A 17966-nucleotide genomic window follows, 5' to 3' on the forward strand; every position below is an offset into this window, starting at 1 on the left:
TACAAGGCACGGACTGCCTGTTCCATAACCGTCGCCACCAATGACAGGACGTTCCTCACGAAGATCGCTCCATGCCGACTATGGAGAACTCGGCGCAACGACCTGGCGGGCGAGCGTATCGCGCTCCACCGCCGTCAACTGCTTGGTGTCGTCCGCGGTAAAGGTGCCGTTGCCGAGGACGCGGACCATATTGTTCGGGTCATAATTGTTGTTGCTTTGCCTGCCACGATTCCGCTGTTGTTCGCTATTGGGGCGATCTTCCTCACTTCCGCCACCGAAGCCGAGAAACTCGACGATGATGATGGAGGGCTGCTCACCGGCACGCGCCTGCGGCACGGTGGCTTGCTGGGCAGCGGCGCCCGCCGTGTTCGACGCTTCGGTCAGGCCGCCAATGTTGGGCGCCTGGACCTGCGGCACGCCGACGACGCCGCCCTGCGCCTGGATGTTCGCGGCGTTGACGATGTGCAGCGCCGCGATGTTGACAAAGCTCGACGCGCGGATGCCCGCCTCGCCCGCATCGACGGTGCCGAGCGGCGCGATCAGATCGACCGTCCCAGGCGGCACCTCTGCGATCTGTCTCAGCGTCGCGATGCCGGCGCCGCTGGACGGCACGACGGGTGACACGGTGACATTGCCGTATCTGTCGTAGACGCGTTTGGGCGGCGTGTAGATCACCGTGGTCTTGGCGCCGCGGCCGGCATTGATGTCGCCTTCCGCCGACCAGACGATGATATTGCCGCCGAACGTGGTCATGATGCGCGACAGGCCAAGCAGCACGCTGCCCTTGGAGTAGACCTGGATGTTGCCCGACCCTTGCGTGATCAGTCCGGCATCGGCGCCCGGCGACAGCCCCTCGGTCCCGAGCGTGACTGTGCCATTCGGCACCAGGAACTGGATGTCGCCGCCGAAATCGGTGTGCACATAGCCGCTTTGAACGGTTGTCTTACTCGGCGTGCCGGTCCCGACCGTCGCCGAGAACATGGTGATATCTCCACCATAGGCGGCATCGTTCGGCAACAACGTTGCAATCGCCTGGCGCCCGCGCAAATAAGAGCCGGCACGTGGACCGCCGTCCTCGTTGTATTCGCGCCCGCCTGCCGTCAGTTCGGCGTAATAGATCTGCCGCAAGAAGATGCGCTGCTGCGCTGCCGACAAGGTGAAGAAGTAACCGAGCGCATCGGCCTTGGATCCGCTATAGCTGAAGCGCTCCTTCAGCCAGTCATAAAGTTCATCCCCATAAGTTTTCGCGACCTTGCCCGGCTGGTCGGCAAGTTTCCCCTCGCCCGCGAGATTCTTCGGATCGAGATAGAGCTTCGCAAAACCGGTCCAGTCGACTTGTCCAACACCGATTTCGCCGGCACCGACGCCGGCCTGCATGACGACGCCAGCGCCGGGCCGGTTGTCGCCCGCAAGCAACGGTCCGAGGCTCTCAACCGTCGCAATTGAGCCTTGATAGATGTCCTTGGCGGCTGTGATTTCGAGCGTGCCGGGGCCGGCAATCGCCAAGCCTCCGCGCCACCCGTTGGTGAGCGAGGGGGCGCCCGCGTATATGATGTTGCCGCCGGCCGCGATGGTGGACACGTCGTTCTGATCGCTGTGCAGGATCAGACCCATCGTGTTGACGATATCGCCGCCTGCAAGCATCCGCAGCGGCCTTGCCGCCTGATAATAGGTATTTGCAACAGTCCAGATCTGGTCGACGATCCGGCCATATCTGATGCCCGTGATGTCGCCATTCACCGCATAGATGTGTGACGATTTGCGTTGAGACGGATCGCCTTGGTCCAGTGGGGCTTTATCCTTCACCGTGCTTGAATCGAAGGCGAAGGGGTGACCACCCTGAATATAGGAATAGACGACACCTCCTCCACCTTCTTTGTCAGCCACATTCGCGTAATCGCCGAAATAATTGGAGGCCGTGATATTACGCCCATTGTTCAGGATCACCCAGGCCGGCTTGAACGGCGTCGCCAACGCCGTTGTCGGAGTCATCAAGGGACCCATCTCCTTACCGTCGCCGAAGATCGATCCTTGCGCCAGCACCTCGAGTTCGCCACTCGGTGACGGCAGCATCAGCCCTCCGCCCGGGTTATAGATATTGCCGTTCGCGGCGATCGCCCGCATGATCGGGGGCAGGTATCGGGAATAGGTTGCGCCGCTGCCCGGCTGGAGCGAGCCCCCCGCGGCAAACATGTTCACAGCGGTTTGCCCCGTCCAGAGCGTGAACCAGCTCGCGCCCGCACCGCTCGTTTGACCGTTATTCGCGTTCGTCCAGGCTGTCACGCCCACACGGCCCGGATCGAGGATCGTTCCCACCGCCAGATCGCCGCGCGCGCGCAGATTGATCACGCTGTCGCCCGGCGCGAAATCTCCGCCATCGAGCGTGGTCATCGAATAAGGCGTCAGCGGATTGATCGGCCGCGGGTCCGTCCCGCTATCGTTACGAATATTTGTCGCGGTGAGACTGCCGAAATCTCCGGTCGCGACATCCATGGTCCCGCGCAGATTCACGAATTGATTGCCGCCGGTGCCGATATCGCCCGCTTTCACCGACAGCGTGCCGCCGCCCGTCTGCACCAGGCTGCCATCGCCCATCACACGCCCGCTGCCACCGACGGCGATGACCACACCGCGACCTGCATCGCCGCCGAGCGTGCCGCCTGCTTGCAGCGTGACGTTACCGCCGCCGAGCGTACCAACGCCGGAGAACGCAGACAGCTCCAAATTCAGCGCGCTTTCGTCGCGAACCGGATCGTACGTATAGCTGCCGAAATTGATGCCCCATGCGGTGCGCTGGCCGATCTCCGAACCACCCTGGCGCCACAGCCAGCTTCCAATCTCATCCGAGCGCGTCGTCAGCGTGCCCTTGACGTCACCTTGCGCGGCGAGCAGGAAATCGCCGCCATGCTCGGTGTAGTACATGCGCTGCGAGCCGAGCGTCGCTTCATACGCGGCGTTTGCCGAGCCTAGCACTGTGTTATCGGCCAGTTTGCCTCGGCTCACATTGTAAGCATCGTTCGCCGCGGTGCCGGTCTCCCTAACTGCGGTGCCGGCGGTGTACTCGCCGAACGGTGACGCTTGCTCGTAGTTGCCGCCGGCCAGAATTTCGAGATCGCCGGTGCCGGTGCGCACGACGCTGACGCCCGGCGTCGGCGTATTGCCGGCGGCAAGCGTGACCTGGAAAGGATCATTCAACACGACATTGCCCGAACCAGCGAGGGTGTTGGCGGTCTGCAGCGTGCGCGTGTCTGCGCTCGCAAGATCGGCGCCGCCCACAAGCCGCATCGACCATGATTGGGTGCCTGCCGCCAGCAGCGGCGAGATTGCCCAAATCCTGCGATCCCCCGGCCCGGTCAGATTCACGTTCGTCATGCCGGCCGGCAAAACCGTGCCGATCGGAATCGTAACATCCCGCGAGAACGTATACCCACCAAACACATTAAGCGCCGTCATCGGCGGCAGAGTCGTCGCCTTGATGTAGAGAGCTATCGAGTTGTTTACGACCGGCTGGTTGAAAGCAACGCCCGCTGAAAGTCTGGTGCCGGCAGGCCAGACTTCTCCCTTTACGAGCGAAGCTGTGGCCGTCCCCGCTTCGTGCAGAACCGTACCATCTGGGGCGATGATCCTGCCGCCAGTCAGGCTCCTTGGCGCGGCCGCCACCGTAAACGGCCGTGAGAGGACGACATCGACGGGAATAGGTGCCGAGAGCGTCGGGTTCGTCGTGATCTTCGTATCCTCGGCGATCGGCAGTGATATGTTGATCATGCCGGTGCGCGGGATGCTCGAGCCCTCGGCGAGCAGCGCACCGTCCGCTGTGACCGTATAGTCGGAGGTGAGGAAACCTTGCGCCAGCACGGTCAGCGCGTCGGGCGATGCTGGCGGCGGTGCGAAACCGTCAGTGATGCTGCCGTTGATCTTGAGATCGCTGGCGGCGCGGACGACGAGCACGCCCGCTTCGCCGGAACCTCGCACCGCCGGATCGGCTTTTGGCCCATAGCGATAGTTGGAGAAATCGAGATCGCCGTTCGTTGACAGATCGCCGTCCGACGTGATGGCAACGCCCGGCCGCAGATGGAAAGCGGAGCCATAAGCCGCAAGCCCGGCAAGGCGATTATGCAAGTCGCCATTCTGGAGTGCCGCGTTGATGAATGCCTCACTGTCGGCATGCAAACCATCGAGGTACGCCTGATCGATGGCGCTGCCGCCCGGAAGTTCATAGGTGCGGAAGCCGTTCATCGCGATGCTGCTGCTACCGCGGATATCGAGCGGACTGCGCGCGTCGATCGCGATATCGTTTGCGCCGGTACCGTCGCCGTCCGCCCCGCCGCGGCGCTGCGCATTGAGCTCCAGCTTGCCGCGCGCCACGTTGTCCGGCGAGGACATATCGATGGTCGCGCCCGGCGCCAGCGTCATTGTGCCTTGCTTGCTCGTGAGCTCGACATGCGCGGTGTTGTTGGCCTCGATCGGCGCGCCGTAGCTGTCCGTCTGCAGCACCGAGTGATGCACATCGAGCACGGCGTTCCGCGTCAAGGTCAGATCGTTACGCGCCGACAGGCGGATGGTGCCAGGCTTCGCCCCGCTCGCATCGATCCTGCCGTCGACGGTGAGGCTGCCTTGATCGACCGACACCGTCACATAGCGCGCCTTGACGCCATTGCCGATGACAAGGCTGCCCTGGCGGAGATCAAAGCTGCGAGCGCTGAAGAAGCCGGCGTCATTGAGCTTCGCATTCAATGCCGCGAAATCGCCAAAATCCTGCGCCGCCACGATGAACTGGCCGCTGTCACAATCACCCGTCGACGAACCCTTGATCGTACCCCCGAACGAGACATGCCCATGTGCAGCGTCGATGGCCTTGGCCGTGATCGAGCCCGCGGCGTTGTTCACCGCCGAGATATCGATCACCGAGCCGGCGCCCTGGGTGATATCGCCGCTCGTGCTATTCAGAACGAGATCGCCGCCCCAGCTATATTTCGTGACATCGAAGAAGGAGATAGCACGGCCTGACAGGTCGATCACCGCGTTGCCGCCGAGCACGACGTCATGCGCGGCGTTGAACGTCAGTTTGCCGGAGGGCAAGGCGAATGCGGTATCGACAAAGACGCTGTCGCCGCCAAAGGAGACCGTCCCGCCGAGATCCGTCACGCCGCGCGTATCCGCGGGAGCGGCCCCAGTCGGCGCGACCAGACGCAAAGCGCCACCCGCGGTGACATCGAGCTTTGCCCCATTGCTCGCCGTGATCAGCGGGGCCGCGATGGTGAGATTCCCGCCCTGCAAGGCGCCCTGGCTGTCCTGGCTTAAGCCCACCTTGAACGTGCCATCGCTGTTCGCCGTGACACGCCTCAACGCCGTCAGCGTGACATCCGAGAAGCCGAGCGCAAGACGGTTCAGCGTTGCGCCATCGGTCGGCTTGCTTTGCGAGGCGTCATAGCCGAACAGGACCTCGTTGGCCGTGATGGCGAGACGACCCAATCCCGTGCCGGGACCGTCGGGCATGACGCTGGCCGGCGCCAGGCTGCCATAAGGGCTCGCGGTGGTGCCGCTGCCGGTGCGGATGCCGTTCCAGATCAGGGTATCGGTCTTGATGCTCGCGGTGTCGCTTGCGGAGCCAAGACCATAAATGGCCGGTGTGTTGAGAACGAGCTTGAGCGGATCCCCGGCCCCCTCCTGGCGCGTGGTGTCGAGCGCGGCGGTGCCGATCAGATTGAACGCGCGATTTGCCGTGAGGATGAGTTGTTCGAGTGCGGGTACGCCGGCTGTCGTTGACGGCCGCAGGAGCTTGTCGAGCACGCTCTGGGTGAGATTCCAACCCGAGGGAAGCTGGCCAGCGGCCTGCGCCGCGGCGAGCGCGGCCTCCGTGCCGACATTGACCTGCTCCTGTGTGACGTTGAGATAACGTGCGCCGAAATTGACGTCACCCATGGTGAGCCCGCCCGGCCCGGCCAGCACGACACTGCCGTCGGTGAGCAGCGATGCACCGCTCGCGATGTCGATCTTGCCGGGGCCGACAGCATTCAGGAATTGGAACCATCCATTGGCGACCGCGAGCACGGCCGGACTGGCATTGGGATCAGCGCCCAAATAAGGGCTTATGTTGGCATAGACATAGCCGAGCGTGGAATCGACGTTGTTGCTGCTCAATCCACGCGTATCGATGGTCGCGCCGCCCGCCATGTTGACGGCCTTGCCGACCAGGAACACCTGGCCCGCGCGGATGGTGGCGCCATCGAGCAGGTTCACGGCCGCAGTCGAGCTTGCGTCGAAATAAATGTTGGCGCCGACGCCGGGTTTGTCCTCCACGAAGAACATGCTCGTGCCGCCCAGCAAGAGCGTCGATGCCTTGAAGGCATTGACGTCGTCGCTCGATATGGATGTATGCCCGGCGATAGGCGTGGCCCCTGGCGCCGTGATGTCGAGCACGGCAGGGCCCGACGAGACGCTCGCCGGCTTGATGATCAGCGTGCCGTCAATACCGCCCTTGGCACCATCGAACAGCGCGGTGCCGGCGAAGGACAGCGACTTCATATTATCCAGCCGCGGCAGGAGACTGATCTCAAGCACCTTGCCGTCCTCTGGCAGACGATGCCGAAGACCGCCGAACTGGGCCGCCTGCGCGCGCTCGAAATCGGCATAGCTCGTCTCGTTATACTGCGAATAACGGCGCGTGTTCTGGCCGGAGCTGAGGATTACCCTGGTCGGAAGCGCGTCCTGAATTCCGGTCTTGGCGACGCCGAGATAGCCCGATGTGATGACGGAGCCATTGCCGATGGTCACGGGCGCAATCGTGGTGGCTCCCGTCGAGCCAAGCTCGACGCGATAGCCGCCGGGCAGCAGCGCATAGCTGGAGGGCAGCAGCGTATAGGTGCCCGCCGGCAGTCCCGGCACGCCAGAGGGAAGCGTGATCTGCTGGCCAATCGCCGGATCGCCAGCGCCGTTGGTTGCGATCGCTGGCGCATAATCAGCGGCGTAACCGGGCAGGATCGCATAGACCTTGTTGCCGGAGGCGCTGTAGCTGTTGACCGGATTGGCATTGACGAGCGCTGTCTTCAGCACATCGACCGAACCGCCGCGGCCGGAAATGAAACCCGCGCCGGTGAGCGCGCCGCCGCCGGTGAGATCGAGCACGGCCCCGACCTCGCCCACGACCGATGCGGCGTTGATCGAAACGCCGCTCGAGATCTTAATGCCGTGCTGGTCATCATACGACGCGCTTGCCAGGTTGCGCAGCGTGCCGTCCGCGCCTTGATAGGTGAGCCCGTCCGAGGTGCCCCCAAAGGGCATGATCAGGCCGGCCGCGCTCGCGGACGTAATGCTGCCGCTGCGGAACGTGATACGCGCGTTAGGCGGCACGGCATTGGCCGCGGACTGATCATAAGTGTTTAACCAGATATGACCCAACGGCGCGCGAAGAACGCCGCCCTGGTCGATGTCGACGGCGAAGAAGGCGAGACCGCCGAAGACCGAAGCCGGGACCGCTGGTGTCTGATCGTCATTGCGGCGGATGGTGAGACGGGTATCTGGGGCATAGCCGCCATCGTCCAATCCGGCCCGCTGCCCAGCCCTGATGATGGCGACCGCGCCGCTCAGAGGATAAATCTGATCCGCGATCAGCGTGAGATTGTAGGCATTGAGGCCGCCAACCTGTTCGTTTTGGTCAGCACGGATTGTGGCATCACCAACGCGAAGATCACCGCGGCTTTGCAACGTCACCTGGTCAAAGCCATAGGCGACGGCATCTCGGATCAGCCCTGAGCCATAGCCTTGCTGGGCCGTCGCGCCGAAATGAATATCCCCGTAAACATCGATGAGATCGGCGGAGATCGTGAAATGGCTGTCCTTCGCGATCGATTGAGGAGCACCAAGAAGGAAGCCCGACCCCACGTTGATGCCGGGATAATACCCCTTGATATCCCCAACCTGTTCCGGCTTTGTCCCGCTGTAGTTAAACCCTTCCAGGCGGACGTAAGGCGCCGCAAGGCGAATGTTGACAGCGGATTGATCAGAGGGCGCCGTTATCACACCGCCTGACAAGCGGATGCTGCGCGAAAGCTGAAGATCGATATTGCCGCCAAAAACAAAGAGATCGCGAGTCGAGAGCGAGAGCGATGCAAATCCACCCGCCTCGATCTGGTCGACACCGATCACGGTGCGGCCGAATTGCAGGGCCGGATCGCCCTCACCCGGCTTAAGATCGGCGCTGAGGCCACTGCGACCCGCATACTGCACGAGGGTGATATCGCGCGACCTCTGGAAGGCTTCCGTCAAGTCGCCGGCGGCATAGGGCGAACTCGCGGTGGGTTGCCCCAGCGTATAACCTCGTTCAGCCATTGTCAGACTCAGCGCGCCGCCGGAGGCGCCGCTGCCGCCGCTTGCTGCACGCAAGGTGCCGTCGAGCGTGATGCCGAAGGCGGAATAGAGCGAGATCGTCCCGCCATCGCTCGCGGCCGGCGTCGAGACATAGCCGTTGCCGGTGGAGACATCGACCAGCGCAGAGGTGCCTGATGCATCGATCATGGCGCCGGGACGAAGGATCACAAACGCATCGCTGACAATGGGCGCGCCCCCGTTGTCGACCGCGCCCGTGCCGCCGATGCGGATCGTGCCGCCGTCCGGCACAGCCGTGTAAGCAATCCCGCGCTCATCGCGTCCCACCGCGCCGCGTGCGGAGACATCCAGCACCGCGGCGTTGCCGATCCAGATCGACCGCGTCAGGGCGAATTCGCCATAGCCGAAATTATAGCGGCTGTCGCCGGGCGCGTCCTGCAGGCTCGTGATCAGGATATTGCCGGCGGGCGCCAAGATCGCGCCGTCGATGACGGTCTGGCGATTGGCGAAGATCGACACGGAACGCCCCGCATCGACGTTAATGGACGCGCCTTTCGCCAGCGTGAAATCATGCAGGCTCCAGAGCGTCACATCGGCGCCGACGCGCTGCGTGACGCTATGCGCGACGGGGTTGATGATGAAGCTCGGCGGCGTCCACAGCTCCGCGGCATCCGCGATAGGGCTTCCCGTCGCCGCGTCATAGCTCTTGTCCGTGAAGCGATAGACGGGCACCTCGACGTCAAGGCGCGTCCCCTCGCCGATCTCCATGCCGGTGTTGCTGGAGATCTTGTACGCGGAGAAGCCGGACCGGAAGATCTCGGGATCGAGCACCAGCGCATCGGCCACGCTTTTGCCGATCGCGATCGCTTGGCCCGCATCCAATGTCAGTGTGCCGCCGCCGCCAAAACCATAGGCGCGGATAGCGCCATCAAGGATGAGCGGATTGGTGAAGAACTGCGTCGAGGCTAGATGCGCATAATCATTGGCGACGAGGCTGACATTGCCGCCCTTGCCGCCTTTGGTTTTGCCATCCACCAGGATGGCGCCGCCTGACGACACGTCAATGAGCGAACCCTTCGAAAGCGTGATGCCGCCTGTGGTCGAGACGGTGAAATTTCCGCCATCAAGATGCGCGAGACGTGATGAATCGGTTTGCGTGTCGCGGAATTCGTTGGTCCACAACCCGCTGAGATCAACGGCAACCCTCTCGCCGATCGTGACCTGCGAATTGCCGTTCGCATCGTTGAGCGCCCACCATTGCTCGTTCTGCCCCTTGCCGAGCACGGCATGCATGAGATTGGTCAGCGTGAGGCTGCCGCCGCGAGCCGTGACGTCCGCGGCGATATCGACATGCGGCGCCGCGAAGGTCACCTCCGCGCCGGGCGCAAGCTCAAGCGGCGCCTCGACAACGATTTCCTTGCTGCTCGCAAAGTTGAGACCGCCCAGCTTGGCGGCATTGATCGCATCCGCATCAAACAACGCGGTGCCGATGCGGCTGTCAGGCAACGCCGATGTGTCGTTCAGCGCCTCGGTGATGCCAGGCACACGGCCAAAGACGACCCGCGCAGCGGATGCATCGGTGAGGCCGATGCCCGAGTAGCTGCCGAGCGCGAGCCTGCCTTGGAGCGGCGCGACGTCCTGCGGCAGCTTGTAGCCATCGGTGGTGCCGGAAGGCCGGTTCCCGGTCTGGCGCTCACCCTTGACGATGTCGGCGAGGATGGTGGCTTCGAAGATCGACGTCGGCGTCGACAGAATGAGGGAGCCGGCGTCGCGGCCGACGGTGTAGCCATCCTCCCAGCGGGTCGAGACGCTGCCCTTGCCGAACGGGGACGCCCAGATCTCGGTCAGCTTATCGTAAACCTTGCCCTCGATATAATGCTTGCGCACATAGCCGCCGCCGAGCGCCGTGAACTGCATATCCGCGCGCGCATTGTTGATATTGTAGGTTCGGCCGTCGGCTCCCAGGAAGTTGGTGGTCCTGATATAGCCACCCTCATAGCTGACCGAGCCGCCGGAGACGTCGAACACCGCCCCCTTCTGCGCGACCACCTCCGGCGCCGCCAGGGTGATAGCGCCGCCGAGCGCGGTCCATTCCCCGATGCGGTGGGCGGTATTGGCGAGATAGCCCGAGACCTCGAGCAGGCCGCCCGGCGTATAATAGCGATCGGTCGCATAGCCGCCGGTGCCGGCCGGCACCAGCACCAGGTTGCGCGCGTCGATCCAGACATCCGCGTTCTTCAGATAGTCCTGATCGCGATTGACCGGTGAATCGCGCAGCTCATTGCCTTGCACGTTGACCATGATGTTGTTGGCCGACATCGGCAGCAGCACGCCGCGCACGCCCGAGACATCGATCACCGCGCCATCCTCGGCGAAAACGCGGCGACCGGCGGAGACTGCGACCTGCCCGCCTTGCGCCTGCGTGATGGAGCCATCCTTGAAGATCACGTTGCCGCCACTGACGATCTCGACGCGGCCCTGGTCGAGCCGATCGGCGAGCAGCGAGAGATTGTTGAACTGGGCGTTGGCGGCCGGGACGTGGGTGAAGGCGTTGGAATCGGCAATCAACTGGTTGCGCTGGCTGTCGAGCGCGGTCTCGGTGCTGCCGAGCTCGGGAAGGATGGCGGTCAGACTGCCGCTGCCGAGCGTGACGCTGCCGGCGGCATCGGAGGCAGCGTTCAAGAGGTGGATGGTGCCGCGGGTGTTGACCGAGGTGGTGGCAACCAGCACGCCGTCCTGGCCGATGCTGTGGCCCGCGAGCGTGATATCGCCTTGCTGGGCGAAGATCAGGCCGGAATTGCCAACGGCCGCGAACGCATCACGGACGATCGGCGAAATCTCGTTACCGCGAGTGGTCGAGGCCTGGTTGGAGTCGGTGCTGTAGCCCGGCCGCAGCAGGAAGTCGTTGCCGGCCGCTAGCTGCACCTGGCCGCGCGGCGCGCTGATCGAGCCGGCATTGCTGACCTCGGTGCCCATCAATAAGACGAAGCCGCCGCCCTGCTTCGCCGACGACGGCGCCCTGGTCACGATCAGCGCGCCGGCCTCAACCGTCACGGTGCCGCCGGCATCGGTGAAGCTCGGCACGTACTGGCCGCCCTGCTGCCGTGCGTAGATGCCACTGGTGAGGAACTGGTCGTTGGTGATGTTGGCGGTCGAAGCGATCAAGCTGCCGACATTCACCTGACTCGCGCCGCCGAAGATGATGCCGTTCTGGTTGATCACATAGACCGAGCCGTCGGCCTTGATGTTGCCGAGGATCTGGCTCGGCGCCGTGCTGCCGACCACGCGGTTGAGCGCCACCCAATTCGCATTGCCCTGCTGGTCGAAAGTGAGCGTGGTGCGCGCGCCGACGTTGAACGAATTCCAATTGAGGATCGCCTGCGCCCTGGTCTGCTGGATGCCGACCTGGGTCTGGCCGCTGGCATCGACGGCCTGCGTCGGCGCATTCGCGCCCTGCCATCCGGGCGCGGCTTGCAGGCCGCCCGGCGCCAGCCCGTTCGGTACCGCGACCTGCGGGAGCGTCGCGGAGCGCTGCGAGGCCTGCGCTGCGAGGCGCGCCGCATCCTGCACCGCCTGCATCGCCTGGATGGCGCGCGTGGCCCGCGCCAGCGCATCCTGGCTTTGCTTGGCGACTGCCGCGGCCTCCTGCGCTGCCGACTGCGATGCTGCCATCGCCGCCGCCGATGGTGTCGGCGCCTGTCCGCCCAGTGGGCGCGCCATCACCGCCGCATTCGCCAGGAACAGCGCCATCACACTGACGCCGGTCAGCAGCGCCGCGTGACGGGCATGGCGGCGCGTGGGACCGGTGGCGGTCGAGGACGGACGGGCGGACATCGGGCGGCTCCTTCAGACAACGGTACGCCCCTGACGCTGCAGCCGGATGTCGCCGCCGCCTCGGGGGTCAAGAGAGGTCTCACCGCTAAGACCGAATCCCGAGTGGCCGTTGACTACGCTTTCGGAAGATTTTTTGAGAAATTTTTTACCCGCCCTCGCCCGAATCAGCTCAGCAGCACGATTCCACCCGGCAATCGCTGCAGTTTTGCGCCGAACGCACGCCCCAATCCCAACAGCGCCTCATTCATCTGATCGATGCGAAAGCGACCGCTGAGCTGTTTCTGGCCCAAGGCCGCGTTCATCAAAATGATGCGGCCGGGCCGATATCGATTGATTTCTTCCACGGCTTCGATGAGTGGCGTACCGCGGAATTCGACGATGCCGCGCTGCCACTCCGAGGCTAGCTGCGGATCGACTGCAGCAATCTGGCTCAGTCCCGCAAGATCATAGCGCACGCGCTGGCCAGATCGCAGGGCCACCACGTCGGTTCCACGTTCAATCCGCACCGCGCCCTCGAAACAGGTCACGCTGACCGGGGACCGCTCGCCGCTTGCGGTGTAGCGAACATCGAACCGGCCGGATTCGGTGGTCGTCCTGCCGTCTGCCGCCAGGACCACGAGCGATCGCGCCAGGCGCGTCGATATTGCAAACGACGCCTCGCCGGAGAGCAACTCGATGCGATCTTCGATTCCTTCCGCGGGACGGATGGCCAGGCTCGTCTGCGTGTTCAGGCCGATCGCCACGTCGCCAGCGAATGTGACATGGCGTTGCTCGCCGGTGCCGGTGCGGTAATCCGAATTCAGTTCGGACAATGACGGCCAAAGTCCGAACGGCGGGTCGAGCACGCCGTAGACCGATACCGCGGCAAGTGCCGCGACGCCGCCGCTCAACACCGCGCGACGGCTCATCCTGCGGCGCCGTCCCAGCGCATCGAGCTTGGCTACAAAGCTTTCATCCGGATCCGACAGAGCATGGCCGGCGGCACCGGCCGTACGCCATAGGCGCTTCGCCTCCAAAAAGGCGGCTTCATGGAGAGGACTGCGGGCGCGCCAGAGTTCCAGCGCCGCCAGGTCTTTCGGCGTCATGTCTCCGGATGTGAGCTTCTGCAGCCAGTCGACCGCTTCCCGCTCTACCGGATCCAGACCTGGATGTGCCTTGCTCATCTCGATGCTGCACCTTTCGCGGCTTCTTCCGTGAGAACGCCGGCGACGATTGCAGGAATTCTTGCCTCTAAGACGATTCTCGGCGACCGGAAGTGCACGCTCAACCCTTCAATTCCTTATAGCGCGCCAGACAATGTTCGAGTGCCAAGCGGAGTTCTTTCGCAACGAGCTGCCGGGAGATTCCGAGCCGGTCGGCGATTTCCTGGCGGGGAACATTGCCCACCCGCGCCGCCAGAAAGATCACCCGTCGCCGCTCGGGGAGTTCGTCGACGATCGCCTCGAATGCCTCCAGGTCAGACCGCGCCAACATGGTTTGCTCAGCCGTCGGCGCATCGTCGGGCAGCTCAAGCAGGCTTTCGATCTCGATGGCCGATATGCGTTGACGCCGCTCCATCCGGCGGCGATCCTCTGCCACGTTCAACGCGATTCGGAAGAGATAGCTGCGCGGACTTTGAACGGCGCCAATCGATTCCGCGCGCGACAGGCGCAACCACGTGTCCTGCATGGCATCGCCGGCGAGATCGGCCGAGCCGAGGCGTTGAGTCAGACGCGCCTTGAGGTCGTCATAGCGATCGACAAACAGGCGGCGGATGATCGTCAAGGCGTTCTCGGTCATGGCCGGGTCCCGGCCGATCGGAGGTTGGGATCGGGCTTGCCGCAACCCTGCACCACGCCGGGCCCTTGCGGCACGATCAAGATCAAGACCGGCTGCAGGAAGCCCGCCGGCGGCGGCTCGTTGAACCGCACGCTGCGCAAGGTCGCATCAATCCGCTCATCGGCATCCGGCGTGCCGGTGGACCCGATACGTTGGGATCTCTGGACGGCACCGTCTGGCGCGATCCAGAACACGGCGGCGAAGCGATACCTGCCCGGACGCGCGCCGCCCGATCGGCAAAGAGCATCCGCAATGCTCGCCTGAATCTGTCCATAGTAACGCCGATGTTCTGGCGATCGTGTTTGCTGCGCCGCCTGCTGAGTGGCGAGCGGTTCTGGCAACAGCACGAAAGTCGTCTCGGCGACGAACTCGGCAGCCAGACCGGTGCCCGACAGGAGCTTTCGGAGCGCCTCGTCCAGCGCAAACACGCCCAGGACATCGCCGGAGAGGCGGCCGGCCGCAAGGCTCGTGTCGTAGAGGGCGTCGCGTCCGGTCGCATCGACATAGCGGCTGAGTGCGGCGGCGAGCGGTTGCGAGGGGATATTGAATTCGATCGGCGCATTCGCTGGCCTTGTCTGAGCCGCGGCCATATCGATACCCGCAGCCATGCCCGCGACGGCCAACGCGCATGCCCAAGCTGCCAGCCGCCTATTGGCCGACGCAGCGACAACACGCTTGGCGCGATCCGGTCTGAGTTCGGCTTGGGCCGATCGAAGCATCACCACTGTCCCCGCCCACGCAGATCAGGACAGCCGCTCCAGCTTCCCAGTGCTCCGACCTGCCCGCCGACGGTCCAAATTGCGCGTCAGCGCACATCCCAAGCCAACGCGCGACGGACGCTAGTGACGTAATATTACGGTTTGACGACAACCGAAGCCCTCACGTGTCCGGCTTCGCCGCGGCAGAAGCCGGTGTCCATGTCCCCGTCGTGTCCCATCTCGGTATCCGTGTCGACGATCCAGCCCAGGCACATGGGTGCCCGCCTCAGTCGCTCACGCGAGACTCGCAAGTGGCAATTCGGTGGTCGACTTGATCTGCTCCATCGTGAACATCGACGAGACGTCGTGCAAGTCGATCTTTGCGATCAATCGTTGGTAGAGATCATCATAGGCGCGAATGTCAGATACGACAGCTCGGATCAAATAATCGACGTCGCCGCTCAAGCGATAGAAATCCACGACCTCCGGAAAACTCGTGACGATTTTCCGGAATTTCTGCGCCCACTCCGCATTGTGTTGGTTGGTCTTGACGGCGATGAAGACGCTGACACCAAGGTTCAGCTTTTCCGCGTCCAATAGCGCCACCCGGCGTTTGATGTAGCCGGAGCTCTCAAGCTTCTGGATCCGCCGCCAGCAGGGCGTCGAACTCAACCCGACCCGCTCGGCAATGTCCTGCATCGAGAGGCTGCTATTCACCTGCAGCGTTGCCAAGATCTTGCGGTCGAAGTCGTCGAGCATGCAAACCTCCGAATCCAGGAGGGAAAAGAATGTTTTGGTTGTCCTGAACCTTGTTTGAAGAATGTTATTGCCATATGCACGCTGCGGCTAGCATGAACTTTCATCAGACGCTGTACAATCTCGCGGCAGCGTGTAGCGTCCCCGCCGCGAGCCAGGCGCCCTCATGGGAAATCTGCTGATGAAAAGCCCGCCAGGCGAGGCATCGGACAGCTAAAGCGGCCAATCCTTGCCTGTTCCGGCGGCAGTGCGGCTTACAGCCGCTGGCCGCCGCTGGCGTCGATCTGTTGGCCCGTGACCCAGCCGCCATCGTCGGACGCCAGGAACGCGACGACCTTGGCGATATCGGCGGGCTGGCCGACACGTCCAAGCGCAATCGAATTGGCAACCGCGCGGCTGGCGACGGGGTCGCGCGCGTTGGCGTTCATGTCGGTCGCAGTGGCGCCTGGCATCACGGAGTTCACCGTGATTTGTCGCCCGCCAAGATGAACGGCGAGCAGCCGACTGAACGCCTCCAGGCCCGCTTTTGTCGGCGCATAGGCCGCCATGGCGGGGTAAGCGGCGCGCGTTCCCATCGACGAAATGTTGATGATGCGGCCACCGTCGCGGAGATGGGGCAACAGAGCCTTGATAAGAAAGAACGGCGATTTGAGATTGGTCTGCAACAGAAGCTCAAAATCTTCTTCCGTAATCTCCTCGATCGTCGCACGCTTGCCGACACCGGCATTGTTGACGAGGATATCGAACGCTGTGTTGCCGTATCGCTCGGTTAGTTCCGCGGTGAACTTTGCGGCAAGCGCCACGGCACCGCCACGCGCCGATAGATCGGCCTGCAGTGCAAACGCAGCCCCACCGGCAGCGACGATCGCGTCGACAACAGCGCGCGCGGCACCCTCGGCAGAGTGATAATGAACCGCAACGATCGCACCGTCTTCTGCAAGCCTGAGTGCGATCGCCTGCCCGATGCCGCGGCTGGCGCCGGTGACCAATGCAATCTTGCCTGCCAGCGTGCTCACGCCGACCAGCCTTTCGCCGCCTCGAGCTGGCGGGCGCGATCAATCAGCGATTTGCGGTCGATCTTGTTGGTGCCAGCCCAGGGCAGCTCATTGACGAACTCGATGCGGCGCGGATGCTGATAGGCCGGTCCATTCGCGATCGTGAACTTGCGGATATCGTCCGCGGTCGGCTTGGCGTCGGCGCGGGTGACGATGAAGGCGACCGGGACCTGGCTGCGCTCCTCGTCCGGCAGCGGCACCACCGCCGCCTGCTGCACCTGCGGATGACGTTCGAGCAGCTTCTCGACCTCGCCCGGATAGACGTTCTCGCCCGAGCAGACGAACATGTCGTCGGCGCGGCCGACGAAATAGTAGAAGCCGTTCCCGTCGCGACGCATCACGTCGCCGCTGTAATACCAGCCATCGGTGATCGCCTTCGCCGTCTGCTGCGGCAGATTGTGATAATGATCCATCAGCGCAGGATTGCGCATCAACAGCACGCCCTCATTCTCGGTACCATTGATGAGCTTGACGGTCTCGGGATCGATAGGATAGCCGAGCGCGAGCGGCGGCGTTGGAATGCCCTTTGGATGCGGCCCGAACACCGCGGGCCCGGCTTCGGTGGTGCCGTAGCCGATGGAGAGCGTGACGTTCGGCAGGACCTGCTTGATCTTGTCCCACAGGCCCATCGTCATCGGCGCCGAGCCCAGCATCAATCGCCTGACGGAAGTGATGTCGTTCTGAGCCAGCAGCTCGCGCTCCTTGACCACCCGCGCCCACATGGTGGGAACGGCCGTCGCCGCCGTTGCCTTGTACTTGGCGATCGCCTCGATATAGCTCCTGGTCTCGAACGATGGCAGCAGCACCACGGACGCGTTGGTCGCAAAGATTGTCTTGGTCGCGAATAACCCATTCATGTGAAACAGCGGCTGCGCGATGATGTAGCGCTCGCTTTCGTTGAGCGCGCCGCTGGTTCGGGTGGAGAGCGCCCAGAGCTGACCGAGATGCGACAACGGCACGCCTTTCGGCCGGCCGGTCGAACCGGAGGTGTAGAGCATCTGGCCCACTTCGTCCGGCCCGGCCACGACGCTGTCGAAGGAATCGAAGGGCTTTATGCTCGCGGCAAAACCGTTCGGCCCAACGTCGTCGAAGTCGATCGCCGGAATGCCCTCGCGCACCTGAGGGCGGTTCGCACCGTCGACAAAGGCGAGCGCGATCTTGGCGTCGTCCATCACATAGTCGATGGTATCGCGCGCGACCTTGATATTGACGGGCACCGCGATACAGCCCGCGCGCATGATGCCGAAATAAGCCGCGACATATTCGGCGCGATTGAATGACAGGATGGCGATATGCGTACCGCGGGAAAATCCACGGTCTGTCAGATATTTTGCGACCCCGTTGGCGAGCTGATCGACCTGTCGGTGGGTATAGATCCTCGGGCCACCGGGCAAGGCGAGATCGATGATCGCTTCCTTGTCCAGGTTGCCCCTGCGATCGATCAGATCGCCCAGATTGTGCCAACGCATCGGCAGAACTC

Annotated in this window: 7 protein-coding genes; all 7 read right to left on the reverse strand. The window is 63.6% G+C overall.

The window, feature by feature from the left end:
• Positions 1-78 precede the first annotated feature (78 nt).
• On the reverse strand, positions 79-12159 hold the full coding sequence (locus ACZYOF_RS05565) for a filamentous haemagglutinin family protein (protein WP_463715087.1): 12081 nt from the start codon (positions 12157-12159) through the stop codon (positions 79-81).
• 164 nt (positions 12160-12323) lie between these two features.
• Complete coding sequence (locus ACZYOF_RS05570; RefSeq protein WP_282529728.1) at positions 12324-13322, reverse strand: FecR family protein; 999 nt, start codon at positions 13320-13322, stop codon at positions 12324-12326.
• A gap of 100 nt (positions 13323-13422) precedes the next feature.
• Positions 13423-13938 carry an RNA polymerase sigma factor gene (locus tag ACZYOF_RS05575; RefSeq protein WP_130578613.1) on the reverse strand — a complete coding sequence of 172 codons (516 nt, stop codon included), beginning with the start codon at positions 13936-13938 and terminating at the stop codon, positions 13423-13425.
• Entirely contained in the window at positions 13935-14585 is a 651-nt protein-coding gene (locus ACZYOF_RS05580) for an STN domain-containing protein (RefSeq protein WP_463715088.1), read from the reverse strand. Before ACZYOF_RS05580 ends, ACZYOF_RS05575 begins: the two co-directional genes overlap by 4 nt.
• A gap of 384 nt (positions 14586-14969) precedes the next feature.
• Complete coding sequence (locus ACZYOF_RS05585) at positions 14970-15434, reverse strand: Lrp/AsnC family transcriptional regulator (RefSeq protein WP_130578615.1); 465 nt, start codon at positions 15432-15434, stop codon at positions 14970-14972.
• Positions 15435-15685: 251 nt separating this feature from the next.
• On the reverse strand, positions 15686-16447 hold the full coding sequence (locus ACZYOF_RS05590) for an SDR family oxidoreductase (protein ID WP_130578616.1): 762 nt from the start codon (positions 16445-16447) through the stop codon (positions 15686-15688).
• Positions 16444-17955, reverse strand: coding sequence for a class I adenylate-forming enzyme family protein (locus tag ACZYOF_RS05595; RefSeq protein ID WP_130578617.1), 1512 nt, complete (start codon positions 17953-17955; stop codon positions 16444-16446). Before ACZYOF_RS05595 ends, ACZYOF_RS05590 begins: the two co-directional genes overlap by 4 nt.
• Positions 17956-17966 lie beyond the last annotated feature (11 nt).

The sequence above is a fragment of the Bradyrhizobium sp. LeoA1Lang genome, from assembly GCF_055413685.1.

Bases quoted from the DNA above. Each gene is read 5' to 3' on its own strand.
- ACZYOF_RS05595 (WP_130578617.1), bottom strand. From the start codon at position 17,955: ATGCGTTGGCACAATCTGGGCGATCTGATCGATCGCAGGGGCAACCTG.
- ACZYOF_RS05565 (WP_463715087.1), bottom strand. From the start codon at position 12,159: ATGTCCGCCCGTCCGTCCTCGACCGCCACCGGTCCCACGCGCCGCCAT.
- ACZYOF_RS05575 (WP_130578613.1), bottom strand. From the start codon at position 13,938: ATGACCGAGAACGCCTTGACGATCATCCGCCGCCTGTTTGTCGATCGC.
- ACZYOF_RS05585 (WP_130578615.1), bottom strand. From the start codon at position 15,434: ATGCTCGACGACTTCGACCGCAAGATCTTGGCAACGCTGCAGGTGAAT.
- ACZYOF_RS05570 (WP_282529728.1), bottom strand. From the start codon at position 13,322: ATGAGCAAGGCACATCCAGGTCTGGATCCGGTAGAGCGGGAAGCGGTC.
- ACZYOF_RS05580 (WP_463715088.1), bottom strand. From the start codon at position 14,585: ATGGCTGCGGGTATCGATATGGCCGCGGCTCAGACAAGGCCAGCGAAT.